Raw genomic sequence first — 26900 nt, forward strand, 5'->3', positions numbered from 1 at the left:
TATCTAGTATAAAGAAAGCTCTTGAGGAGTCTCTATTCTATGTTGCTTCCTTTAGTCTTAGGATCTTCTTCTCCAAGAAGAAAAGCTATTTTAGAAGATCTTCGTATTCCTTTTACTGTGATTGCCCCAGATTTTGATGAAAGGCAAATCAATTATTCTGGGGATCCTATAGCCTATACACAAGAGCTTGCCATAAGAAAAGCTTACGCTGTTTCTGAACTAAGGTCTCATTCTGATTGTATTATCATCACTGGTGATACCATTGTTGTTTATGAGGACCGTATTTTCAATAAGCCTCAAGACAAGATGGAAGCTGTGGGTATGTTAAAGACATTGAGAAATCAAACGCATGAGGTGATCACCAGCATTGTCTTATTGCATAATCAAAAACTCCTGAAAGGATCGGAAAGTTCCCAAATCTCATTTACTATGATTCCTGATCACCGCCTAGAGTCTTATATTGACACCGTGGGAACATTAAATAATTGTGGTGCTTATGATATCTGCAATGGTGGGGGCTTGATTTTACAAAAGATCCATGGATGTTTGTATAATGTTCAGGGTCTCCCTATCCAAACACTGAAATACTTGTTAGAGGAGTTCAACATCGATCTATGGGACTATTCTACCTAACTCTCCTTGGATTTTTATTCTGCAGTCTTCCTGTTTCTCTTGTAGCTAAATTTCCTGAGTCTGTAAGCCATAAAATCCTTTATATAAGCACACAATCTATACAACAAGCATTAGAGATCTACCTTGATGCTTTAGATACCTATGCAGATCATGATTTCTTTGTTTTAAGAAAAATCGGTGAAGACTGTCTTAAGCAAGGCATCCGCTCCTCAGATCCTCAAACCAGAAAAAGTACTATTATTGGTGCAGGACTTGCAGGATCTTCAGAAGCCTTGGACGTACTTTCCCAAGCTATGGAGACTCCAGATCCCCTACAGCAGCTACTTGTTCTATCAGCAGTCTCAGGACATCTTGGGAAAACCTCTGATGAGTTGCTTTTTAAAGCTTTAGCATCTCCCTATCCTATCATCCGCTTAGAAGCGGCATACAGACTTGCTAATTTGAAGAACACTAGAGTAATTGATCATCTACATTCTTTCATTCACAAGCTTCCTGAAGAAATCCAATGCCTATCTGCAGCAATATTTCTATGTTTGGAAACTGAGGAATCTGATGCTTATATTCGAGATCTTCTAGCTGCTAAAAAAAGTTCCATTCGCAGTGCAACAGCGTTACTGATCGGAGAATACCAACAAAAACGCTTTCTCCCCACCCTTAGAAATTTACTAACAAGTGCTTCTCCTCAAGATCAAGAAGCCGTTCTTTATGCTTTAGGAAAGCTTAAAGATGGTCAAAGCTACTACAATATAAAAAAACAATTACAAAAGACTGATATTGATGTAACTTTAGCAGCAGCTCAAGCTTTGATTGCTTTGGGGAAGGAGGAGGATGCGCTTCCTGTTATAAAAAAGCAAGCACTTGAGGAACGTCCCCGTGCCCTATATGCCCTACGCCATTTACCTTCTGAAATAGGAATTCCAATTGCCCTTCCGATATTCCTAAAAACTAAAAATAGTGAAACCAAGTTGAATGCGGCTTTGGCTCTTTTAGAGTTGGGGTGTGACGCACCTGAACTCATCGAGTATATTACAGATTGGCTAGTCGAACCACATTATAATGAGACACTGACCTTGAGTTTCTCTAAAGGGCATACTTTGCAAAATTGGAAGCGAGTGAGCATAATTGTCCCTCAAGATCGCCAGGAAAAAGAAAGGTTACTCTCAACAGCCCGTGTTGTTGAAGAACAGATCCTAACGTTTCTCTTCCGCCTACCTAAAGAAGCTTACCTACCCTGTATTTATAAGCTTTTGGCAAGTCAGAAAACTCAGCTTGCCGCTACAGCAATTTCTTTTTTAAGTCACATCTCGAATCAAAAAGCCTTAGATCTACTCTTTCAAGCTGCAAAGCTTCCTGGAGAACCTATCATCCGAGCCTATGCCGATCTTGCAATTTACAATCTCACTAAAGATCCTGAAAAAAAACGCTCTCTCCATGATCACGCCAGAAATCTAATTCAAAAAACATTGTTATTTGTTGACACTGAAAATCAAAGACCCAATCCCAAGATGCCGTATCTACGCTATCAGGTGACTCCAGAAAGTCGTACTAAGCTCATGTTGGATATTCTAGAAACACTAGCTATCTCAAAGTCTTTCGAAGATATTCGTTTATTGATACAACTCATGGCAGAGGGACATGTGAAAAATTTCCCAATCCTTGCAGGGTTACTCATAAAAATCGTGGAGTAACCTAAGCTGCTTTTATGAAACATTGCTTCTTATTTCTAGCTTCCGTTGTTCTTACATGTTCCTCAGCTAATGCTTTGACACATCAAGAGGCAGTGAAAAAGAAAAACTCCTATCTCAGTCACTTTAAAAGTGTTTCTGGAATTGTCACAATCGAAGATGGGGTGTTGAATATCCATAATAATCTACGGATACAAGCTAATAAAGTATATGTGGAAAATACGGGAGGTCAAGGCCTAAAGCTTGTAGCACATGGCAATGTTATGGTCAATTATAGGGCTAAAACCCTAGTCTGCGACTATTTAGAGTATTATGAAGATACAGACTCTTGTCTTCTCACCAATGGAAGATTCGCTATGTATCCCTGGTTTTTAGGGGGATCTATGATTACCCTAACTCCAGAAACTATAATCATTCGCAAGGGGTATATCTCTACGTCTGAGGGTCCTAAAAAAGATCTTTGTCTCTCTGGAGATTATCTGGAATATTCCTCTGACACTCTCCTTTCTATAGGAAAGACAACATTGAGATTGTGTCGTATTCCGATACTTCTCTTACCTTCATTTTCTATCATGCCTATGGAGATCCCAAAGCCTCCCATAAACTTCCGAGGAGGAACTGGAGGCTTTCTTGGATCTTATTTAGGGATGAGCTACTCGCCTATTTCTAGGAAAGATTTCTCCTCAACATTCTTCTTAGATAGCTTTTTCAAGCACGGTGTAGGCCTGGGATTCAACATGCATTGTTCTCAGAAACAGGTTTCTGAGAATGTTTTCAATATGAAAAGCTACTATGCCCATCGCCTTGCTATCGACATGGCTGAAGCTCATGATCGCTATCGCCTACACGGGGATTTCCACTTTACTCATAAACATGTAAATTTCTCTGGAGAATACCACCTCAGCGATAGTTGGGAAACTGTTGCAGACATTTTCCCCAACAACTTTATGTTAAAAAATACGGGCCCCACACGTATCGATTGCACCTGGAACGACAGGTATTTTGAAGGTTATTTAGCCTCTTCTGTTAAGGTAAACTCCTTCCAAAGTGCAAATCAAGAGCTTCCCTATCTAACACTAAGGCAATACCCGATCTCTATCTACAATACAGGAGTGTACCTTGAAAATATCTTAGAATGTGGATATTTAAACTTTGCTTTTAGCAACAACATCCCTGGAAATAGTTTCTCCTCGCTACGCCTTGCTGCGCGCCCTAAGCTCCATAAAACTGTCTCTCTACCTATAGGGACCCTCTCGTCCACCCTTGCCAGCTCTTTCATTTACTATAGCGATGTTCCTGAGCTCTCCTCGCACCACAATCAGCTTTCAGGACAGCTACAACTTGATTACCGATTTCTATTACATAGGGCCTACATACAAAGACGCCATATCATTGAACCGTTTGTTACCTTCATTACAGAAACACGCCCTCTGGCAAACAATAAAGATCATTACATCTTTTCTATTCAAGATGCCTTTCATTCGTTAAATCTTCTAAAAGTTGGTATAGATACCTCTATACTAAGTAAGACCAACCCTTCGTTCCCTAGGATACATGCTAAGCTGTGGAACACCCAGATCCTAAACAATATAGAAAGCAGGTCCACTTTTCCTAAAACCGCATGTGAACTATCTCTACCTTTTGGGGAAAAAAATACAGTCTCATTAGATGCTGAATGGATATGGAAAAAACACTGTTGGGATCACATGAACTTACGTTGGGAATGGATCGGCAATGATAATATGGCTATGACTCTAGAAACTCTACATAGAAGCAAATACAGCCTTATCAAGTGTGACCGAGAGAATTTTATTTTAGATGTCAGCCGTCCTATTGACGAGCTTCTAGACTCTCCTTTATCCGATCGTAGAAACCTCATTTTAGGGAAATTATTTGTACGACCTCATCCTTATTGGAATTACCGCCTATCCTTACGCTATGGCTGGCATCGCCAAGAGACTCCTAATTACCTAGAATACCAGATGATTTTAGGAACGAAAATTTTCGAACACTGGCAGCTCTATGGAGTTTATGAACGCCGAGAAGCAGATAGTCGGTTTTTCTTTTTCTTAAAGCTGGACAAGCCCAAAAAATCTCCCTTCTAACACAAAGACAGATCTACCGCTATCCAGCTTGCTATAATGGCTATTTCCGACAATTTCTAAAGGAATGCAAAATGGCTTCCCATATACTAAAGTGCTAACATTAATAAATTGGCAATTTCCAACTCTGGAGGCTTTCTGAAAGCTAAAAAAGAGGCGCATGCAACTATAGAAAGCACAGGACAAGACAAAATAATCTCATCTAGAGAACCTTTAAAACAATCAATTCACGAAATATAAAAACAAAATACAAAAAGCTGGATAAAGAAAGGGCTCTATACAATTTCTTATATAGAACCCCAGCTTACCGTGATGCTCTCTCGTTACAAAACTAGAATCCGAATCTCCCTCCAAGATCAACAGTATAGCTACGAGAAGAGCCCCTCCATTCGAATTCAAACTGACTGAATACTTCAAAATTTGAAGCAAAGGTGTAATGATTTCCAGCACGTAAGAGAAGAGCTTGTCTTGACAAGCTTGTACCACAAGTCGACCAAGAATCTCCAGAAATCATAAGGACGGTAGTACAATCTGGATCACTACGGATAAGATCTGGAACGTAAGCTAACGAGAGATCATATCTTGACTTATCAGAGAATTTCTCAAATTTTATACCTAAAGGAACAGCTAGATTGAAGAGCTCTTCACTTTGGAAAGAACGACCTTCTGTTCCATTTTCCTTAAAGTCTTTCTGATGTGCATAAATGATTTCCAAATTTACAAAAGGAGTATAGCTATCTAACCAGGACGCACCCCCTAAAGTAGAGACGGGGATAGCTCCTCCAATTTCTATACCGAAGGCATCATTTCCCCAGCTTCCTTTAACAGCGGGATAGGCAGTATATTTCGTGGTCATGTTATTGTCAGTGTGGCCATAAGCAAGCCGAGCATTTAAGACAAAAGGTAAATAGTTAGAATTTCCAGAGAAAATCTTAGCTAGAATCTTAGATTCTCCAAGATGTTGGTAACTCATTGCCCCTGCATAAACATGTGTATGATTCTTAGCCACCAAATGGTCCTTGTCATAACCAAAGAGCTGGCAAAAAGCAAAGTTACAAAGATTCTCAGAAGGAGTGACGAATCCTGCTCCTAACGCATAGCCTGCACTAGAATGACGATAACCACGTTTGTTTCCTTGTTTATCTTCATGCAAGAAATTCGCAATGCCCGATACCCATAAGCTTGTTGGCGAAGATAACCCACTCGTGCTTCTTTCCATAAGGCTCTGAATCGAACGAACATCGACAAAAGATCCCCAAAGGCTATTAGGAACTAAGGGTCCCTGCCGCTCTGGATTGGGCTTGTATCCTGTTTTAGTCCAAGTTAAGGTAGCATTTTTAGTTTTTGCGGTTGTATCTTCGACCCAGACAATATTCCAATTCCCTTGATAGCCATAGTGAGTGTTAGTATTTAGAATAGGAACATCAGGGATATCAGTAGTGGTAATCGTTCCTTGTGCAGAAAGCTCTACTAAAGGAAAGATCTGCTTTTGACTGAGATTATGATGCTCATAATAGTTCCCATCAGCGTCAACAAGCATGATAGGCCCTGATAAGACAAGATTCTTACTTGCCGCTGCCGCCTTAATGGTAGCTTTATTTGTACCATCTAACGAATCTACGTTAATGGCTAGGCCATTCAAATTGACCCCCTCAGTGCTCGCCTCAAAGGTGGTTCCTCCATCCATAACTACTTTCGATCCCTCGATCTGTGTTATGGTATTTGCAACTAACGTCACTCCGTTTTTCAATACTAAGGCACCTGCAGCAATCTCGAGAGGTTGTGTAAATGTAGACTTAAGATTCTCTGGTTTCTTAAGTTCCTCTGCTGAAAGTTTCTCTCCAGAGAAGACAATCAAGCCTTCATAGGTATTTCCAGAACCTGCATCACCTTTATTCAGGGACAACTTATCAGCAGCAGTCCCCGCACTCGTTACAGGATCATAGAAGAGAACTTTCTTTCCCTGAGAAGCACGAAGAGCTAAAAATTTGGCATTAGCTCCAAGATCTATAGCATTTCTGGTGATAGTCGCAGGAGTTCCCGTAGTACTTACACTATTTTTCTCAAAAACGATATCTCCAAGATCTGCGGAAATACTAATCTCTCCAGAACCTGTAATTGCAATTGCGCCACCTTTAGGAGTCGCATTCGAAGCAGTGTTGTTAAAAAATAATACTCCTCCTCTTCCTGAGGATAATACCAACTTATTGGTATAAAGAGCGCCGCCACTAGCCTTTGCAGTATTATTAAGAAAGTGAAGATTCTCATTTCCAATAAGAGTCAAAGTAGGGGCAGTTCCTGATGCTTTGCTACAATCAATAACTCCCCCATTTGTGGTTGCTTGACACCCATCAAAAAAGACATTTTGGTTATTAGAAATCAGCAGATTCCCTTCTGCAGAAATCGCACCTCCTGATGTTGTGGCCGTGTTATTCCCAAAGCTCAGAACTCCTAAATTATTAGAAATCACAGAGTCCCCAGAAGCATAAATGGCTCCCCCTTGCTTCGAAGAACTATTGCCAAGGAACGCTACAAACTTAGAACTCCCTGTCAAAGAGAACGTTTTTGTATTGATAGCTCCTCCATTTTCAGCAGAGAAATTACTATCAAACATAAGATCCCTAATACTTTCTAACACGAAACCATCGTTAATTTTAACAGCTCCGTTACCTGTAGTCCTAGGGACTCCAGTGAACCGAAGATTCGAAAATCCTAAGAATGTCGTAATTCCTGAAGCTGCTGTATTGCTAATAACAGCCCCTGCAGCAGTCGAAGCTATATTGTCAAAGTTAAGAGAAAATCCGTGCCCTGAGAAGGTAAGATTTCCTGCGGTGTTAGAAAAACAACTTGTTGTTAAAGAGGTTTTTTTCCCTGCTTGGCTTATCGAAACATCTCCACTGAGGTTGTACGTCGTGCCATTAGTATCGGAAGTTGCCGCTTTAGGAGTAAACTCGGCGGTGTTTGTATCGCCGTTATAACTGTCATGACTCCCTAAGGTGAGGTCCGCAGCAATTGCAGAAACGCTCATCGAGAGAGGCAAAATTAGAAATGAAGATATTAATAAGAAGGAAAAAGACGATTCCATATGAAACCCTCGTTTTAGTCAAAATCCCAAACGCTACATAAATAGAACAAAGGAGGCAAGATTAAAAAAATATTTCTTTTTATGGATGTCATAACTCTCCTTTCCTCAACATAGAAAAGATATCAAAAAAAATAAGTTAGAAAATGCTTTTGCAAAACAGCCTTAAAATAGAAATTTAGAGAACAAGAACCTTAAGAAAATCTTAAAAGTTCTTTTCTTGTTCATTTAGGGTGGCCTCTAAAATACCTATCATGTTGACTAGAATCGGTATTTTGCTCCTAAGTCTACATTATAATTTCGAGATGACCCACGCAACTCAAAAGAAAATTGGCTAAAGGCTTCGAAATCTGAATTAAAAGAATAATGGTTTCCTGCACGAAGGACTAAAGCTTGCCTTGCCAAATTCGTACCAAAAGTCTTCCAAGAATCCCCGCTGATTAGCAGTGTTGTCGTACAATCAGGATTACTACGAGCAAGATCTACAGTATAACCGATAGTTAGATTGTAAGTAGCCTCTTTGGAGTCAGATTCCTTGTCAAACCTCACCCCTATGGGCAAGGCAAGATTGGTAAGACGGCTGCTTCCAAATGCGCGAGCTTCTCTTCCCTTCTCCTTAAAACCTTCCTGATGAGCATAGACAAACTGCAGTTTCATAAAAGGCATGTACTGCTCGAATAGCGCGGTCTTGTCTAAAAATATCGGAGCTCTTCCGCTTAGTTCTAAAGCGAAACTATCATTCCCCCAGTCTCCATTGACAGTGGGATACGCTGTATACTTAGTTTTTAGATCGTTATTGGTATGCGTATAGCTGAGATGACCTGAAAAGAGAAGTGGTATCTCTTTAGAAGAATAAGAAAATGAACCAGGTTGCGATTTACGCGGAAGAGAAATATACGTTTCATTATGTTGGTAATAGAGAGTTCCCCCATAGACTGTTCCTTGATTCTTAGCTACAAGATAATCCCTGTCTCTTCCAAAAAGCTGACAAAAAGCAGCACTGAAAATTTTCTCTGAGCGGGTTTGTAGATTTCCTCCTATAACATAGCCAGCACTCAAATGACGAAACCCGCGTCGTGTTTTTGTACTATCTTTATGAAAAAAGTTAGATAAGCCAGCGGCCCAAAGGACTCGTGATCCCTGGAGTCCTTCGGTTGCGGTCTCCGTAAGATGATGCAGCGAGCTAATATCTATAAATGCATTCCATAAGCTATTAGGAACTAAAGAACCGATACGCTCAGGATTAGGAATATAACCAGTTTTTGTCCAATTGAAGGTTGCGGTCTCCGATGCTCCTGTACCCCAAGCAATCGACCCCCAACTCCCCTGATAGCCATAATGAAATTTCTCACCCATGACAGGGTCTGGAGCAACTGCTGTGTGTGTTATAGTTCCAGAAGCTTTAAGATCTAAAATTGGATAGGCCTGAGGATTACGTAAGTCATGATTTTCATAAAAGTTTCCGCTTGCATCCAATAAAGTGATCGTTCCAGATAAAGTTAAATTTTTTCCTGTATCTTTAGTTTCTATTTTCGCTTGCTTTGAACCATCTATAGAACTTATGTTGATTACCAAGTTATCTACGGTACTAGTATCAGAAGCCTCTAGTGTGGTTCCTACGTCCATCTCCAAGCGAGAATCAGCCTGTTGAGTGAATGCTTGCGTCTGCAGAGTCACTCCATGTTTCAAAGATAAGGTACCCCCTACAAGAGTTACAGGCTGTAGAATCTTCGAGGTAAGATTCTTAGGATCGGCGCTCTCTGTCTCTGATAACTCCTCTCCTGTAAATATAATCTTCCCTGTGTATTTTAATGTAGAAGCGGTTGGAGCCTCATTGATCTTTAAGACGTCTGTAAGTACTGTTGTTGACGCCGTAGTTATGGGATCATAGAAATAGATGGCTCTATCCAAAGCAGAACGCAAGGCTGTAATTTTTGCACTCGTTCCTAAGTCTATACTACTTCTCGTCGTCACAGGAGCAGTAGAAGTAACTGTATTGCCTAAAAATACAATGTCACCACCCTCTGCAGATAAACTCAATTCCCCACTATCTTGAATAGCTATTGCTCCCCCTTTAGGACTCGTACCTCCATTGACACCATTGCTATTAAATAGGGTAGGCCCTCCAGAAACAAGCTCTAGCTTTTTCACATAAATTGCTCCTCCTGCTGTTGTCGACACATTGTTGCTGAAGAGTATCATGCGATTGCCAGTTAAGGTAACCTGAGTATCGGTGCCAGTTTTATAAGCACAGATAGCTCCTCCTGACATACTCCCTGCCGTTGTGGAACTCGCTCCAGTCACTTTATTGTCAATAAAGGATACCCTAGCGTTATCAGAAATAGTAACACTTGATTCTGTAAAAATTGCTGCTCCTGAATCTGTAGAGGTATTCTTAGAAAAAGAAACTTCGCCTTGGTTTCCGTTAATGGTAATCGCATCGGAAGCATGAATGGCTCCTCCTTGCTTCGAGGACTGATTTTCAGAAAACAAAGCCGATAACGTTGTCCCTGTTAATGAAAGGGTTTTTGTCTTGATTGCCCCGCCATTTTCTGTTGAAAAGTTGTTGCTAAAGAGCAAACTAACATTTTTATCAAAACCCAAGCTATTCGCAATACTAACAGCCCCCTGGCCATTAGTTACTGAATTTCCAGGAACCGAAATAAAAGAGAGCAAAGAAAATCCTGTAAATGTGGTAGCTTTATCTGCCACATTGCTGCTAATAGCAGCACCAGGTAGAGCACCTGTATTCACCGTATTAAAGGATAGAGATTTTCCCTTCCCTGTAAAGATCAAGTCTCCCTTTGTATTGGTAAAGCAGCTTTTTGTAATCGCCGTTCCTGTTCCAGGAATGTTTTCTATAGTGACATTTCCCTTAAACAGATAGGTAGTTCCTGCATCTTCCTGGCTCTCAAAAATCTTGAAATTGCCATTTTGATTTCCATTGAAACTAGCACTTGAATCCAAGACTGTCTCAGCAGCACACATAGAAAAAGGAAGGATAATAAAGGTAGAAACTACAAATCCAGGGAAAGAAGATTTCATTATAAAAAGCATATTTTGATTTTGATCTTAAGATTTGAACACATACATGAACAGAATAAACAAGGCAAGGGATTCACTCCTAATAGGGGGGGCACTTTTACCTCGAGATAAGGGGGAATTTGCAGTTTTAACAATCTCGCCAAGATGTCGTTTTACGAGGTCTTTTCCATCTTGTCCTCTTTTTCTTGAAAATAAGGACAACATATTTATAAAAATTACGGGCAAGTTAAAAATAGCTGTTTGAAAAAACCAAATTACTGAAAAGCAAAATTTCTAAAATTTAATTTTACTTCCCGCATCTATAGTGTAGTTACGAGAAGATCCCCGCCATTCAAAGCTAAGGTTCCCGAAAAGCTCTGCTGAAGATCCCAAAGATCGAAAGCCCGAAGCCTGAGCAATACAAGCTTGCCTCGCTAAGTTAGAGCCTTTAGTATCCCAACTGCCCAGATTCGAAAGCACGGTAGTCGTACATTCGGGATTGCTACGGCAAACATCTGGAGAATACATCACCAAAGCATTATAGTATTGCTCATTAAACCTTTTTTCAAACTTGATCCCAATAGGAATAGCAAGATTATAAAGATTCGTTTCAGTAAAACCACGAGCAGTAGCTCCAGACTCTGCAAAGCTATCGTGATGAGCGTAAACTGCTTGGACTTTTATAAACGGAGCATATTCTTGGAAAAAGCCCCTACCGCTGGTATTTTCAATAGCGGCGCGACTTCCGAGCTCTCCAGCCCAGACAGATCCTCCCCAAGAAGTATGGACTGTAGATAGAGCTGTGTACTCCGTCTTCATGCGATTATCGGTATAGCCATAACTCAGCTGTCCATAAAAAAAGAAAGGTAGGGTCTTAGAAACATAAGGTAGCAGGGTCTTGTGTATACCTCCTTCCCCCAGAAGCACACTCACTACAGAATAGAGCGAAGCCTCGTGCTGCAAACGCAAAGATCCTGCATAGGTCTTTGCAAAATTGGTATTTATAAAGTAGTCTTTATCATGAACAAAGAGCTGGGTAAAGCCCATAGATAAGGTATCACCACCAGGCATCTTGGTACTAGCACCTACTACAGCACCCGCACTCACATGGCGAAATTTCCTTTGATTTTCATTGCGACTCCTATGCAAAACATTGGAAATGCCCGCTACCCAAAATCTCTTTTCGTAAGGAGCACCCTCAGTACCTACTTCTATAAACTTCTGGAACGAGCGAATATCTATAAAAGAACCCCAAAGGAGATTAGGAACTAAAGGCGCCTCCTGTTCAGGATTGGGATTGTACCTCTGCTTAGCCCAAGAAATCGAGACTTTCTTATCATCATCCGCCCAATGAATTGCCCATACTCCCTGATAGCCATAAGGATAGTGTACAGCATCTATACTACGCGAATCGGAAGCAATCAGAATATTTCTTCCTGCATCTAATTCGAGAATATCATCATATGAATGAGACTCGCTCAAAAATCTGCTTTGGTAAAAACTCTCGTTTGCAATGGCAAGAACGATAGGACGATCTATATAAATATCTTTTTGAGGCGTTGTAGCGCTGAGTTTTATCTTTTTCCCATTAGTCAGAGAATCTGCATTAATCTCTACAGTGACTAGATTGATATCTCCAGAGCTCGCCACCAATGAGGTTCCTAAATCCATAATTAACTTGGAACGTGAATCCTGCAGGAAACTATTAGCATTGAAAATCACACCATCTTTTAAAATTATAGTCCCACTTTCAAAAACAACATTTTGAAGTAATGTAGACGTGCGATTCTTAGGATCTTGAGTTTCTGTAGCTGAAAGCTTCTCTGCAGAAAAGACTACAGTTCCACTATACTCTTTTTTATCTCCAACATCAGGACCATTAATATAAAGAATATCAGAAAGAGATGTTGTTCCCGTCACAGTAATCGGATCGTAAAAGTATATCGAATGTCCTTGAGCAGCACGTAAAGTAGTTATCTTAGCGCTAGTCCCTAAATCAATAGCATTATGAAAGACACTTCCTGCAGCTCCTACAGTATTCCCTTCAAATACAATGTCACCACCTTCTGCAGAAATGGAGAGAGTCCCAGAATCGTCTATCGCGATAGCACCACCTTTACCAGCAGCCGTAAGCACCGTATTTCCCTGAAATAGCGTAGGACCGCCTGAAGAGATACGCAACTCCTTCGCATAAATAGCCCCACCACCCAATAGAGCACTATTTCTTTCAAAAATTAACTGTTTATCTTCCGACAAAGTAACAGTGGGAGCTGAGCCGCCACCTGACTGTGGCAAACAATAGATAGCGCCTCCCTTACCTACACCCGTAGCCAGTGCTTGGTTTTCTTTAAATGCAATATAAGCATTCTGAGAAATATTAATATCGCCAGTGGAGTGTAATGCTCCTCCTAAACTGCCAATATTTTGTAAGAATTGCATCTGCGCCTGGTTTCGTGTAATCAGTAGAGGACCTGTAGAATTGATTGCCCCACCTCCAGAGACCGCTTCATTCTGATAGAAAAAGACAGAATCGTCGCTACCTAATATAGTAACATGACCCGCATTAATAGCTCCCCCTGTAGTCTTACTTCGATTTCGCTCAAAACGTACTGTATGATTGTTTAAGAGCATAATTGCATGTTTCGCATAAAGGCACCCCTGCTCCTCGATATCTCCAGGGCTCTGAATAAAGGAGAGCGAGGAAAATCCAGTAAAACGCGCCTCTGTTAGAGCATTTTGACAAGAGAGTACAGCCCCTTCCTGAGTAGTTCCTGAGGTAATATTATTAAAATATAGCCCATGCTGATTTCCTAAAAATGTCACACTCCCAGCCGCTACATTGAAGAAGGCCTTGTTTAACGCAGAATTATCTACGTTAGACATGAAGACATCCCCTGCAAGGCTGTATACATCATCAGGTTGAAGATCATAGGTCTTACTAATTCCATTAACACTGTCTTCAGGCCTTAAAGAAATCGTAGCGGCACTCAAGGAAGTATGGAATACTGACAGCAATGTGATAGAAAACATTACAGAAAATCCGCATTGCGAAAATCGCATTTTAGCACCTAAATCAAAATAAGCATCTGACTAACCAATACGTCAACAAGAATAAGAAAGCAAGTTTGCCTACAGGCTATATATTATAAGTATGTTAGAATGAAGTATTCTAGTTTTAGCAAGAGTAGAAAAAGGTTATATTTTCTAAGCTAAAATCTTATGACTTGTTTTTTAAATTACTTCTGAAAAGCTATCACAGCAATCGCTGTACCTTTCAAAAAAGATATATCCATACTATTCGTGACTCATAATGGCACGGATTTTGAAATCCAAAAGAAGATAACCTTAAGACAAATACGGAAAGAAGAGGGTTCGATTCCAAGGAGTTTTAGATAGCTAAGACAGGTTATTTTCAAAGTGATATTTCCATAAAAAGATACCTATTCTTTACACTCTACAATTCCATGTTTTGCAAATAAAGGACTAAGAAATCTGCGAACAAGCCCCTCTCACTCACTTCAAAAAACTAGATAAATAGACAAAGGTCTCTAACTTTTAGAAGAAGGCCGAAATGACCATAATTTCTTCAACGGATTTTTCTTATCTTTAGATTTGCGGAACGTTACAGATTCTAAATCAGACAAACGAGATTGAGCAACTTGAAGCTTTCGACTGGCCACACTCTCTGCGTTTCTTTCTGATTCTTCTTGTTCGCTTGAATCTTTAATACAGATTTCCTCTTCCAAAAAGGCTTCTGCTCCACATTGCATAGTCTCCAAGGCTATTTTAAAATCTCTATACCTTGTGGTCATTTCAATTACTCTTGTTCTAGCTCTATCTTTCTCACCATTGTAATATTTGAGGTACATCTGACAATAGGGCTTTCGAGTCTCTGAAATCTTTTCCCACCTATTTGTTAGAGATTGCAAATCACACACAGACTCAGTTGCTATTTCTTGAAGAACCCCTAAACCTCTTCTTTCAAACGTCTTCTTGCTCTCTTCAAGAAGACGTTTCTCCTCTGCAATACCAGTCTCAAGATTTGAAAACCTCGTTTCCTCTTCTTGCAACTTTTCCCCGACTTCTTGCAATCTTATAGTTAAATCTTGGAATGCAGTAGCGGCATCTTGAAATTTTGAATCCTCTGCAAAATAAGGCTTCGCTTGCATTACTAACGCAGAACACATACTACCTTTGATAATAGCTTTCTCTAATGCTCTCCTAGGTGCAAGAATCGGAAGTTCTTCCTGAGTTAAAAGACTCTCAACACTCTCAATTTGAGATAGAATGCCTTCTAGCTCTAACTCTAAAACCTCCAACCTAAGCCTAGCATCTTGAACTTCTCTCTTGCTCACTTCTTGTTTAAAATAGGGTCGGATTTTGTTATAATTTTTTTTTATAACTTCCAACTTTGAAGAACTTTCTTTTAAAAACCCTTCTAAAGATTTTATTTTATTCTCAACTAGTTCTCTCCCCTTGCCATAACTTCGAGGCGTAGTCTCTGTAATCTTTTTCGCCTGCTTTGCTAATACCTCTAAACAACTCTTTTGCTCCTTTTGAAACTGTTCGCCATCGTTCCTTATTCGGGATAAAATATCTTCCAAAGGGGTCTCTGTACTAGTGTTCTCCTGATATTTTGCTTCTTCTTCTTTGAGAGGTTCTATATCAGGATAAAACTTTTGAATTGTGTTCACTCTCTCTCGTGCCTTCTCAATCTCAACTTTTTCAAACTGTTTCCAAGAAGATAGGAAAGATTGTTGAGCTGCCTCTAAGGCCTTCTGACTTTCAAACATAGATTCAACCAGAGCACATGCTGCTTTTCGCTCCTTTAAAATTAATTTCTTCTTCCATTGTTCATCACCAGATATCTCCGCTAACTTATCCCTACAGAGGATACCAGACAAGTCCCAGTTCTGCGAACTTATAGGCCTATCAACTACGTTAGTATCAGATAGTGCTAAAAATACCTTCCTATAAGCACTTAAACACTCACCCAGCTCAGTTAATTCTTTTTCTCTTGTTGTAATCGTCTTTTCACTACCTTTCAAAGGGAAAAAGGCATTGTCATACAAAATCTTCATCTTTGCAGATACTAAGCCCTCTTTTCTATACCTTTTTTTTAAGCTCCCATAGATTACTTGCTCTAGTAATATTTGATTCTTTTCAAATAACCTTTTTGCTTCATTATGCTCCTTCCTTTCAGAAACAGCTAAAGATTGCAAAAAACAGAAGCTTAACATTATAAATTCATTTGTGAGACTCTTCAAATCATCAATAAGCTTCTTAATAAGATTCTCGGAGTTGAAATACAAATAAGAAGCAATCTCCTTTAGACTATCTGTACTTAACTCTTTTTCTAAAATCTCTCTGCTAATTAAACTATTAGCAAAATCTCTAAGATCTTTGTGAACAGAGATAACAAAGAATTCTTCTTCTTCAAGGATACGTCTGATATCCAAAAACTCTGGAATCATTGTCTCCAGAGAAGATTTTAAAACCCTTACCCGATGTTTAATCTTCTCACTTACCCCTTGACCATCGTAAGGTACACTTTTCAGAGTCTCCAAATTACTTTCTACAGATTTAATATAACCTTCAAATAAACTAAGTTCCTGAGGGAGTCTCTTTAAAGCTACTTCAGCCTCGCTCTTAAGTCGGATACTCTCTTCATCCACGACCACCTCTTCAGGAATACTAACTACTGGCACTATGGGTACTTCTCGTTTCCTAAGAAGGAGGAATAACCCTAAAGAAAGCATAATGCCTCCTAAAGTACAGGAACCTATCCCTGCGCCTAAAGAAATGATAGCACCTAACCCTGGAATCACTACAGTGAGCAATACGACACCACCTGCAATGAAAATAATACTAAAAACTAACAGAACTATTGCAAGAATACGAAGTTTACTAACTGATGGTGGATTTTGTTCCTGGAAGGGAATCGTAGAAAGAGGGCGTGTATTGCTGTCGCTTATTGTAGTCATAGTTACAAGAAAAAAAATGAGAAAGAGGTTACAGCGAAAAATCTTTTAATGGAAGTTTCTTAAGATACCTATGTGAACGACAAAACAAGACTAGGGCTAGCAATAAAAATAAAAAGACCTAAGGAAAGGGATCTCATGCCAGTTCAAAATAATATTAAGAATGATTTTTCTCAGGCCGTTTCTCTTTTAGACGCTTTACTATCTTTGATTTAAACTCTTCCAAACGACGGATGGCTACTACAATCTTAGTCCTCTCAATGGTTTTCCTGATGCTTTCTCTTATCTTGCAGGCTCCCATACTCTTGCTCTACAAAAGCCTTGGGGCCTAAAAAAAATTTCTCTGCTTATACTCGATCTCCTCTATGGAAAGCTCCTTGTCAGGAGGAGGTATAGGAAGCTCTTCTGGCACTACTGTGGGGAGAGCTCGCTTTACTAAAAGCAATAGAAATCCCAAAATAATCCCCCCCTAACGCAGACAAACCAAGCCTTTCAACTAAAAGAAATTCCAACGCTCGGTCCTGCAATGAATACTGTAAGCATGACAGCGCCACAGACAACCAAAGCAAACTAAGAACTAAAAGAGTCATGGATAGAACATTTAATTGAAGAAGAAGAAATCTCTAGAAACACTCGAGGAAATTGAGGTAGATGAGGTGACCGTGGGACTTTGAATCAAAAATATAAATTAAAATAACAAAATTACTAAAATAAGGATGCTAATGAAAGACTCTTATATTTAAGAGCTTTTGCTCTCATAAACCACACATTTACCAGAAACCTTCTAGAAACGAAATTTGCTTCCGCAGTTTATATTGTAGTTCCTAGAATGGGGGCGCCATTCTATACTCCCTTGACATAGGAGCTCGGTATAATCGTTAAAGTTATAACGACTCGTTCCACGACCTACAATAGCATGTCTTGATAAGTGTGCTGCTGGCACAAGCCAAGAATCCCCGCTAATGACCAGTCTGGCTTCACATGAGGGATCATTACGGAAAATATCAGGAGTATAGGAGAGGCTAAAATCATAGAGTACGTCTTCAGAAAAGGCGAGCTTTTCAAAGCGCACCCCTAAAGGTAAAGAAATAGATGTGAAACTACCACTACTAAATCTACGACCATCTGCAGTAGTCTCTTTGAAATCTCCCTGATAAGCATAAACCAACTGTAGTTTCATAAATGGAATTGCACCCTGGAAAAGTCTACCATTCTCAAATAGCAACAGCGGCATGCTTCCTCCGCACTCCACAGCCCAACAATTGTTCTGCCAGCTGTTTCTTACCATAGGAAAATTCGTATAGTCTGTTTTCATATCATTTGAGACACGACCATAGGTACATAAAACTTGAAAAATTACAGGAGGATTTCGGGGGAACCTTCTTAAGGGAATACCCACTTTTACATTATGACTACGCGAAGCATAATGAAAAATAGTATTTAGGGATGTTGTATATTGATAAAGATAAGATCCTAAATACATTCTATACTCGTTTTTAGAAACTGCATAGTCTTTGTCTCTGCTAAAAAGCTGAGAAAATGCTATCGAGGTATACTGTTTAGGAGTGATCTCATTATTTATAGATATAACATATCCAGCACTGTTATGACGGTACCTTGTGTTTTTCTCTGAACTAGATACATGGAAGAAATTGCCGATGCCATCGATCCAAAGACCACGATCTGTCTGCAAGCTCGATGCATGACTCTCTTGAATCTGCATTAGTGATCTTATATCTATAGAATTTCCCCACAAGATATTAGGAACTAAATTCCCTTCTTTTTCAGGTCTAGGCTTATAACTTATTTTATTCCAAAAAAATTCTCCAACTTTGTTTCCAGTTCCTGTCCACGCTACTTTCCAATTTCCTTGAAAACCATAATGAGGACTTGTTGATATAGGATCCCCAGCACTTACAATAGTTGCGCTCCCACCAGATCCAGGTTCTAGAGAAAGTAGCGAGAACGCCTGTGAATTTCTCATACCCATATCTTCATAGACATTGCCAGTAGGAGAGACAAGTTCAATAGGGCTAGTAAGAGATATCTGTTTATTTGCCGTATTTGCTTTTATAACAGCTGCTTTTGAAGACGAGCTTAAGCTATCTAGGTCTATTGCGAGGCCTGTGATTACGATGTCTTCCTTAGAAGCTTGCAGTTTTGTTCCCAAATCTAAAACTAAACGAGACCCCAGAGACTGAGTGAATTTCGAAACTGTTACCTCTGCACCCTCTTTAAGCACTAAGAATCCTGCAGATAAGTTTACGTTGTGAGGAATTTTGGATTGAAAATCCTGAGGATTTTTTGCTACGCTCTTTCCTCCAGAAAAGAGCACTGTCCCCGTATACTCCTTATTCTGAGGATCGCCGTTGATATTCAAATTAGTTGACCCGTCTGCTGCAGAAGTAATAGGATCATAAAATTCTATAGAATATCCCTTTTTTGCCTGTAATTTAAGGAATGTAGCATTGCTCAAAAGATGGATTCCATTCAGAGAATTGTTGCTAGTATGGTTGCCTTCGAATGTAATATTTCCTTTTTCTGCGGATAAACTTAGCTCCCCTCCATCATCAATTGCAACAGCTCCACCTAGATTTACTGAATTTGCAGCCACCATATTGTTGATAAACAGCGTAGGACCACCCGAAGAGATACGCAACTTCTTCGCATAAATAGCTCCACCACCCAATATAGAACTATTTCTTTCAAAAACTAACTGTTTATTTTGAGAAAAAGTGACAACGGGAACTGGGTCGCTACCCGACTTTGGCAGACAATAGATAGCGCCTCCCTTACCTACAGCCGTCGTCAATGCCTGGTTTTCTCTAAATGCAATATAAGTATTCTGAGAAATATCAATATTGCCAGTGGAGCATAGTGCTCCTCCTAAACCATTATTGGCAATATTTTGTAAGAATCGCACCTCCGCCTGGTTTGCTGCAATCTCTATAGGACCCGCAGAATTGATTGCCCCGCCACCAGAGATCGCTTCATTCTGATAGAAAAAGACAGAATCGTAGTTACCTACTATAGTAACACTACCTGCGCTAATAGCTCCACCTTTAGTCTTACTTCGATTTTGCTCAAAACGTACTTTATAATTGTTTAAGAGCATAATTGCATTTTTCACATAAAGGCACCCCTGCTCCTTGATATCTCCAGGGCTCTGAATAAAGGAGAGCGAGGAAAATCCAGAAAAACGCGCCTGACCATCTTTACAAGAGAGTACAGCCCCTTCCTGAGTAGTTGCTGAGGTAATATTATTAACATATAGCCCGTGCTGATTTCCTAAAAACGTCACACTCCCAGAGGCTACATTGAAGCAGGCCTTGTTTAACAAAGAATTATCTACGTTAGATATCAAGACATCCCCTGCAAGGCTGTATACATCACCAGGTTGAACATCATAGGTCTTACTATTTCCATTAACACTATCTTCAGACTTTAAAGAAATCGTAGCAGCACTCAAGGAAGTATGGAATACTGACAGCAATGTGATAGAAAACGTTAGAGGAAATCCGCATTGCGAAAATCGCATTTTAGCACCTAAATCAAAATAAGCATCTGATTAACCAATACGTCAACAAGAATAAGAAAGCAAGCCGAGTACAATAATTTATTGTCACCTGAAAATAATAATTATCTGGTCTGGATACACATTTTTGCGAAATTTTATTCAGGTCAATCCCTAAATTGAAGAGATGAAGGGAAGTAGAAAACGTCTCTTTTGCTTGTCTTCTTTGTTTTTGAACCGTAGGAATTTTTATTTAGAGAAAAAAAGCACCTTAAAGAGTTCACTAAGATGCTTTTTTTCATTGATTTAGACACTGAGGCTTCTATAGGAAATCCTAACTCTTATCTAATTCTAAAAGTAGAAGTTCATTCACACGCTTGGGCGGGGCTTTTCCTGCTGTACGCTTCATAATCTGCCCAATTAAAAATCCTAGCGCCTTGGTCTTGCCATTCTTATAGTCTACGATAGACTCAGGATTTTCAACAATCACCTCAGCGATAATTGCCTGTAACGCCGCCTCATCTGCCATAGGAAGAAGATCTGGCTTTTCTTTTAAAATCTCATCAGGATTTTTCCCTGGAGATTCTATCATAATATCAGCAATTTCTTTAGCAATTTTCCCTGTAATAATACCTTGGTCTATAGCGTTCACCAACTGAGCTACTCCCTCAGGAAAAATTCCTGAAGACGGCAACTTCAATCCCAATGTTTTGCAGCGACCTCCAAATTCGACAGTCACCCAGTTAGATAAAGACCTAAAGTTTTTACAATCTTTACAAGCAGCTTCAAAAAATGCCGCTGTATATTTATCACTGATAAGAATACTTGCGATATCTTCAGAAAGACCGTACTCCTCAATGTAGCGATGGTACTTGTCATAGGGAAGTTCAGGCAAAGTCTTGCGAATCTCTTCAATATAAGATTCTGTCAACTGTAGCGTCGGTAAATCAGGCTCTGGAAAATACTTATAATCTTCAGCACTTTCTTTCAGACGCATCAAAACGGTTCTTTTGTTTTCGGGATCCCAGCGGTATGTAGCTGCGGGAATCACGAGCTTGGGATTCTTATTTGGATGAGCAAGATACTCATCGACCTGACGTCGTTTTTCCACTTCTAAAGCTTGTGCCATAAAAGCAAAGGAGTTCATATTCTTGATTTCCACCTTATTGCGAAGTTCTTGGGATCCCTTAGGGCGGACAGAAACATTCACATCAAAACGGATCGAGCCTTCTTCCATATTGCAATCAGAAATCCCGATATAGTCTAACAAGGAAACTAAAGAATTCGCGTAAGCAACAGCATCTTCAGCACAAAACATACAGGGCTTTGAAACAATTTCAATCAAAGGAACTCCCGCTCGATTATAGTCTACACCAGCAAATTCTCCGAAATGTTTGAGCATTCCAGCATCATCTTCTATATGAGCTTGCGCCAATTCAAAGTAACGCTCTTCCTGTTGAATAACAGCCTTAACACGGCCTCCTCGGATAATGGGGTATTCAAATTGCGTGATTTGGAAGTTTCTAGGACTGTCGGGATAGAAGTAAGACTTTCTATCAAAACGGCTAAATAAAGAAATTTCACCTTCGACAGCGCAACCAAAAAGCACAGCTTTGCGAACGGCAGCCTTGTTTAATACAGGCAAAGATCCTGGTAAGCCTGTACATACAGTAGATACATTGGTGTTTGGTTCATCTCCAAAGCGATTTAAAGCAGAGCTAAATAACTTCGATGCTGTATTCAATTCTACGTGAACTTCAAGTCCTATGACTGATTCCCAATCTGCATAAACAACACTCATTATCTACCTCCTAGAGCCGCACTTTTGGCATATCTTTCAGAAAACAATTGCTTAGTCTGAGCATGTTCTTGAAAACTATAACCCACTTGGCAAACATGTTGGTCTTGGCCTTGTTGTCCGATCAGCTGCAAGCCTAAAGGCAAGCCCTCTTTCGAAAAGCCAGAAGGTACGGCAATCGCGGGAAGATATGCTAAATTCATAGCTACGGTATAGATATCCTGTAGATATAAAGCGGTAGGATCTACGATCCCTCCTATTTTAAACGCAGGGGTAGAACAGACAGGCATTGCTAAAATTTCACACTTTTCAAATGCCATTTTAAAAGCCTTGATAATCTTAGCACGAACTGCCATAGCTTTCTTATAATAAATACTCTGTCTCTCTGCAGACAAGACATAGTTCCCTAAAAGGATCCTGCGCATGACCTCTTTGCCAAATCCTTGTACCCTTGACAAGTCATAGACTTGGCTAATGGTATCGGCTTTGGGAGAACGGAATCCATAACGGATCCCATCAAACCTTGCTAAATTCGTTGCAGCTTCCGCGGACGATAAAATGTAGTATATAGGTACACCATGACTGAGAATATCCAATTCTACATCTACAAGATGCGCTCCCTTTCCTTCAAAAATAGCTAGAGAAGAGAAGAAGTTATCCCTAACATCGTCACGTAGTCCCACTAAAAAGCTTCTAGGAATGCCAATTAGTTTAGGAACCTCGGTAGACAACTTACTCATAAAAGAGTCATGAAAAAACTCCCTTGATGTCGCATCTCTGGGATCTTTACCAGAAAAAACATCCATCATAAGAGCGATATCTTCCACAGCATTGGCTAAAGGACCGATTTGATCTAAGGAAGAGCCATGGGCTACAAGACCATAACGAGAAACAGCTCCGTAGGAAGGCTTAAAGCCAACAACACCACAAAATGCTGCGGGCTGACGGACGGATCCCCCTGTATCTGATCCTAAGGCTACAGGACAAAATCTAGCAGAAACTGCCGCAGCAGATCCTCCTGAACTCCCCCCAGGAACACGAGATAAGTCCCAAGGATTGTGGGTAGGATGAAAAGCAGAGTAGAGCGTTGTTCCTCCCATAGCAAACTCATCCATATTGAGTTTTCCTAGGATAATGCCATCTTCTTTTTCTATTCTTTCTACAACGGTAGCATTAAATGGGGCTTGATAATTTTCCAACATACGAGATGCGCACGTAGTATTCAAACCTGCAACATGAATATTGTCTTTAATTCCTAAAGGAACGCCTGCGAGTTTTCCTAAAGGCTCCCCACGCGCACGCTTCTCATCTATGATCCCTGCCTTTTCTAAAGCACGTTCCTTACATAAGGAGATAAATGCGCCTACTTGCTCTTCGGATTCTTCAATTCTATGAAGGAAATGTTGGGTCACTCCCGTTGCGGTAAGTTCCCCTAAAGTTATAGCTTTTGCTAAATCTACAGCACTATATTGATACATAATTTGTGGGACTCCCTTACTTGATTACCGCAGGAACTTTCACTAATCCTCCTAAAGATTCTGGAACATTACGTAAAAATTCCTCTTGATTGAAATCAGAGATCACCGCGTCTTCTCTCAAATCCTCAACATTCACTACATGCATTAAAAGAGGTTCGAATAAACCTATGTCATCAACATCTATGGAAATTGCTTCTTTCATAGAGACAATCACAGCGCTTAAAGAAGTCTGATATTCCTGGATAAGCTCTTCGGAGAGTTGTAATGCTGAGGCCTTTGCCAAAAGTAAAATTTCTTCCCTATCCAAACGAAATTGCTCCATGATACGTTATCCTAAATTGCAGCTTATGGAAATGTTCTCTTTTCTCAAGTCAAGTAAAGAAAAAATATCTCAACTTAAAAAATTGATGTTTTATTCTGAACTGTCTCTCTGCGATCATAAAAATCACAAGTTTTTTACAGTTCAAAAACTTCCTAACCAACTTAAACCTTTGTATTCAAAAAGTCAACGAGACAGAGAGATTTTAGCAAAGAAGTCTTTTGAAAAAAACAGTTTATTAAATTATAAAAAAGATTAAAAGATGGAATTAAGTATACATCACTTAGGAGAAAAGCAATGCTGGGCAAAATTATTCGAGGACTATCCTCTCTTGTTGTTATTCTTTCCGCATTGAACGTGGGAATTATAGGAATTACTCACAATAAATTAAATATTATTGCCAAGTTGTGTGGAGGCATTTCTACTCCCGCCACCCAAATTACCTATATTGTCATTGGAATCGCTGGTGTCATTTGCTTGCTAAGCTTTTGTCCCTTCTGCAGCAAGAAATCTCGATGTTCACAAGGAGAGAGCTGCTCTTCAGGAAGCTGCCACTCTCATCATTCTGACAAAAACTAGATATTTTCACCCTCAAGCATCTTCTTGAGGGTAGTTTTCTAAACAGATGCATAAGAATCACTCTGGTTTTCTCCTAATAATTCGTGATGGCGACTCAACTATATTCTGTAATCTTGATTTCTGATTTCATAGATTTATGAAAAACATTGTGCAATACATGTAGACAATCTGAGTCTAGATTCTCTAAACTGTTGAAGCATTATGGAAGAGTGGCAGAGTGGTCGAATGCGTCTGATTCGAAATCAGAAGTTCTCTTACAGGAACCAGGGGTTCGAATCCCTTCTCTTCCGATCTTATTTTAGTTTTTCTCTAACTAAAGTGAATAAGAGAAGAACATAGGATACTTTTAGAACGTCATGCGTTCCGTTCGGCTATCAATACAAGAGTATTCCCCAACCCAGTGATGCCTGCTAGCCTTTCCTCTTGACATAGCTTAACAGGGATTCATAATATTCATCGGAAAAATTATTACGAAGCTTCGACCATTGGATAGCAGCAAGTTGGGGATTGTAATTTTCTACACGCTGCTTTGCTGGAGTGTAGAGCATCCCTATGAAATAAATATTTGCTTTTTTACAAAAAGCATCAACGGAACGCAAGCGCTCTCGATTATGATCCACATAGATGATTTGGCTAGGGCAAGAAGTTATCCCACTTAGAAAAATTTCAAGAGCTTCGTCAATGCCCAAACCATGTTTCAGAGCTCCAACGAACAAAATATTCTTTTCTATAGCCATCACCTGTTCGGGTTTTTCCTTCGTCCTAGGTTGAGAGAGCCAACCATCTTCACAAATTGCTGGGCAGGAGGTAAAGTCTATGTTTAAAAAATGTAGAACTCGAAGAGTATTTTTTATCAAATGCACAGGTCTCTGAGAAATTCCTAATACCCAAGATCGTTTCAAAGACAAGCCTGTGAGTACATTCCTTAAGTTAGTGCTCATCAATTCATAATCGACAACAAAAGAAATACCCATCCACTCAAGAAATGCTTGTTCTTTGGCTTCCTCTTCAGAGAGTGTTGTCTTAAGGTCTGTTTCTCTATGGTACAGCCATGCAGACTGACCTATCATCTGTTTTGGAAAGACCACGGTATCTTCAATATTGAAACAGACCAAAGTTTTCTCTTTGGCAAACTTATGGACTGCCTGAACATCAGTAATTTCAATTACCACTGCTTCAATCGAAACTACTTTATATAGGCATAAAGCCAGTACAATAAAAAAATGCCATCCCATACAAAACCCCTAAAAAATGCAGAAATATGATTGTCTCGTGATTTTTTTAAGAAAATATTTTTAATATTTATTAAAAACCTCATTAAAACTGAAGTATAAGCTCATGATAGATAAAAAGGGCCCTAGGCACCCTCAGGGGGAAAGAGAATACATAGGGCTTGTTTGTACCAAACACGGTGTTAATTTGTTTTCGCAAGAGCATCTAAAGTAAGCTGTGCGACTTCATCCGAAATTATTTGTAAAGCCTCGGCTCCTTGGAGCTCTGCCGCCGTAGAGTAGGGATGAGCGTAAGAAAAAAGACTCTTTTGAGCAGGATAGTATACCAATCCTAAAAAGTTGATGCCCCAACCTATACAAGCAGCGCCAATAGCTTGGATTGCCTCAGGATCTTCTCCTAGAAAGATCATTTTTTTAGGAGAAAAGTTCAGTTGGGCAAATAGTTGACTTAAAGCATCAACGATTATAGTTTCTCCACAGAAAAGAATACCTCGATAAAAAAGAGATGCCTCTGAGGGGGCACTTTGTATCTTCAAAAGGTGACTTTCGGATGATATAGAGCGTCTTTCGAAATTTATATTCTGCTGAAGCAAACTATGCAAAGTAGCAGGAATTGCTGTTACACCAGAGGAGGAAACTCCCAATGTGAAGGCAGAGGAATTCATAAAAATAGCTTCTATTTGGTCTGGAATATTGCTCTCTAGGCAATCTTTTTTCCTGAAAATATCAATAACAAGAGCTTCTTCTTCTACACGTTCGTTACCCTGAGGTTCGTTGCCAAACGATTTAAATAACTGCCTACGTCTAGTTTCATACCATCCTGGGCTACCTAAGTAAGGATGCTGGAGAAGTCCACGATCCACATCGACACAAAATAGTGTACTTGCGTCTTCTTTTTCTAGATAAGAAGAGACTGTAGCAAAGGAATAAACAATCTCTATAGGAATCTTCTTTTTTTTTGGAGCTGCGTCTACAGAATTGAAGAAACTCAATATGACGCCTGCTGCTGTTACTACGCCAACACGTATTCTCTTTTTCTGGATTTTCAACATTTGTTTCCAACAGCATAATTTGCATAAACGTTATAGACTTTTTTTAAATAAAAGCAACAACAAAAGAACTTGAAACTATGCTTTGAGGGAGTTTTGGTCATTATCGACGGATAAAATAATCGAACCTTTAAAAGAAACTACAGCCTTGACGAACAGGGTTTTTGATACGTCCCCAATGGACGAGGGTGAGCTCTTTTAGGGAATAAATTTTTGTAAAATCATTCTCAAATACAAGAGAATTTTATCGGATTTGCCGTCCTAGGATTGTGGGTTTTTTATAAAATATTTTTTTGAATTTTATAGATTTTAAAAAAATTATTTTATAGCATTGCCTATTGCCCTAAGTTTAAACGAGGTAAAAGTAATGAAACAGTAGCTCTAGCCCAAAGTCTTGCTTTTACAGGTGCTCTAAACATCTTTT

Annotated in this window: 15 protein-coding genes and 1 tRNA gene; 5 read left to right on the forward strand and 11 right to left on the reverse strand. The window is 39.6% G+C overall.

Going from position 1 to position 26900, the window contains the following annotated elements; all coding sequences use genetic code 11:
* The first annotated feature begins 39 nt into the window (after positions 1–39).
* The 3 genes from CMV32_RS00900 to CMV32_RS00910 are packed head-to-tail and all read left to right on the forward strand — an operon-like array spanning position 40 to position 4423.
* Entirely contained in the window at positions 40–633 is a 594-nt protein-coding gene (locus CMV32_RS00900) for a Maf-like protein (protein WP_100934069.1), read from the forward strand.
* Positions 615–2321 (forward strand): HEAT repeat domain-containing protein, encoded by a 1707-nt coding sequence (locus CMV32_RS00905; RefSeq protein WP_100934070.1) that lies wholly within the window; start codon positions 615–617, stop codon positions 2319–2321. The genes CMV32_RS00900 and CMV32_RS00905 overlap by 19 nt, the downstream gene beginning before the upstream one ends.
* A 14-nt stretch (positions 2322–2335) precedes the next feature.
* The gene (locus CMV32_RS00910; RefSeq protein ID WP_100934071.1) at positions 2336–4423 is read left to right on the forward strand and encodes a CT351 family outer membrane beta-barrel protein; all 2088 of its coding nucleotides are present in this window, start codon (positions 2336–2338) and stop codon (positions 4421–4423) included.
* Positions 4424–4751: 328 nt separating this feature from the next.
* On the opposite strand, the gene CMV32_RS00915 is transcribed toward CMV32_RS00910, so the two are convergent.
* The 9 genes from CMV32_RS00915 to gatC form a co-directional block, all read right to left on the reverse strand.
* The gene (locus CMV32_RS00915; protein ID WP_100934072.1) at positions 4752–7505 is read right to left on the reverse strand and encodes an autotransporter domain-containing protein; all 2754 of its coding nucleotides are present in this window, start codon (positions 7503–7505) and stop codon (positions 4752–4754) included.
* A gap of 258 nt (positions 7506–7763) precedes the next feature.
* On the reverse strand, positions 7764–10547 hold the full coding sequence (locus tag CMV32_RS00920; RefSeq protein WP_239923122.1) for an autotransporter domain-containing protein: 2784 nt from the start codon (positions 10545–10547) through the stop codon (positions 7764–7766).
* Between the two features lie 273 nt (positions 10548–10820).
* Complete coding sequence (locus CMV32_RS00925) at positions 10821–13586, reverse strand: autotransporter domain-containing protein (RefSeq protein WP_239923123.1); 2766 nt, start codon at positions 13584–13586, stop codon at positions 10821–10823.
* Positions 13587–14074: 488 nt separating this feature from the next.
* A complete protein-coding gene (locus CMV32_RS00930; RefSeq protein ID WP_100934073.1) occupies positions 14075–16510 on the reverse strand; it encodes a DUF1978 domain-containing protein in 2436 nt (811 codons plus the stop codon).
* A gap of 325 nt (positions 16511–16835) precedes the next feature.
* Positions 16836–16964: a hypothetical protein gene (locus CMV32_RS05655; protein ID WP_275051706.1), complete on the reverse strand. Its 129-nt coding sequence runs from the start codon at positions 16962–16964 to the stop codon at positions 16836–16838.
* A 327-nt stretch (positions 16965–17291) separates the two neighbouring features.
* Positions 17292–20045 carry a polymorphic outer membrane protein middle domain-containing protein gene (locus CMV32_RS00935; RefSeq protein WP_100934074.1) on the reverse strand — a complete coding sequence of 918 codons (2754 nt, stop codon included), beginning with the start codon at positions 20043–20045 and terminating at the stop codon, positions 17292–17294.
* A gap of 310 nt (positions 20046–20355) precedes the next feature.
* Positions 20356–21822, reverse strand: a complete 1467-nt coding sequence (gatB, locus tag CMV32_RS00940) for an Asp-tRNA(Asn)/Glu-tRNA(Gln) amidotransferase subunit GatB (RefSeq protein WP_100934075.1) — start codon at positions 21820–21822, stop codon at positions 20356–20358.
* Positions 21822–23297 carry an Asp-tRNA(Asn)/Glu-tRNA(Gln) amidotransferase subunit GatA gene (gene gatA / locus CMV32_RS00945; protein WP_100934076.1) on the reverse strand — a complete coding sequence of 492 codons (1476 nt, stop codon included), beginning with the start codon at positions 23295–23297 and terminating at the stop codon, positions 21822–21824. Before gatA ends, gatB begins: the two co-directional genes overlap by 1 nt.
* Positions 23298–23313: 16 nt before the next feature.
* Complete coding sequence (gatC, locus tag CMV32_RS00950; protein ID WP_100934077.1) at positions 23314–23619, reverse strand: Asp-tRNA(Asn)/Glu-tRNA(Gln) amidotransferase subunit GatC; 306 nt, start codon at positions 23617–23619, stop codon at positions 23314–23316.
* A gap of 294 nt (positions 23620–23913) precedes the next feature.
* On the opposite strand from gatC, the gene CMV32_RS00960 reads away from it, so the two are divergent.
* Positions 23914–24195, forward strand: coding sequence for a DUF378 domain-containing protein (locus CMV32_RS00960; RefSeq protein WP_100934079.1), 282 nt, complete (start codon positions 23914–23916; stop codon positions 24193–24195).
* A gap of 203 nt (positions 24196–24398) precedes the next feature.
* Positions 24399–24485, forward strand: a tRNA-Ser gene (locus tag CMV32_RS00965).
* 120 nt (positions 24486–24605) lie between these two features.
* Here CMV32_RS00965 and CMV32_RS00970 read toward each other — a convergent pair.
* The gene (locus CMV32_RS00970) at positions 24606–25430 is read right to left on the reverse strand and encodes a DUF2608 domain-containing protein (RefSeq protein WP_100934080.1); all 825 of its coding nucleotides are present in this window, start codon (positions 25428–25430) and stop codon (positions 24606–24608) included.
* A gap of 179 nt (positions 25431–25609) precedes the next feature.
* A complete protein-coding gene (locus CMV32_RS00975; protein ID WP_100934081.1) occupies positions 25610–26479 on the reverse strand; it encodes a DUF2608 domain-containing protein in 870 nt (289 codons plus the stop codon).
* Between the last annotated feature and the right edge of the window lie 421 nt (positions 26480–26900).

The sequence above is a fragment of the Candidatus Chlamydia corallus genome, assembly GCF_002817655.1.
In the GTDB taxonomy this organism is placed as follows: Bacteria; Chlamydiota; Chlamydiia; order Chlamydiales; family Chlamydiaceae; genus Chlamydia; species Chlamydia corallus.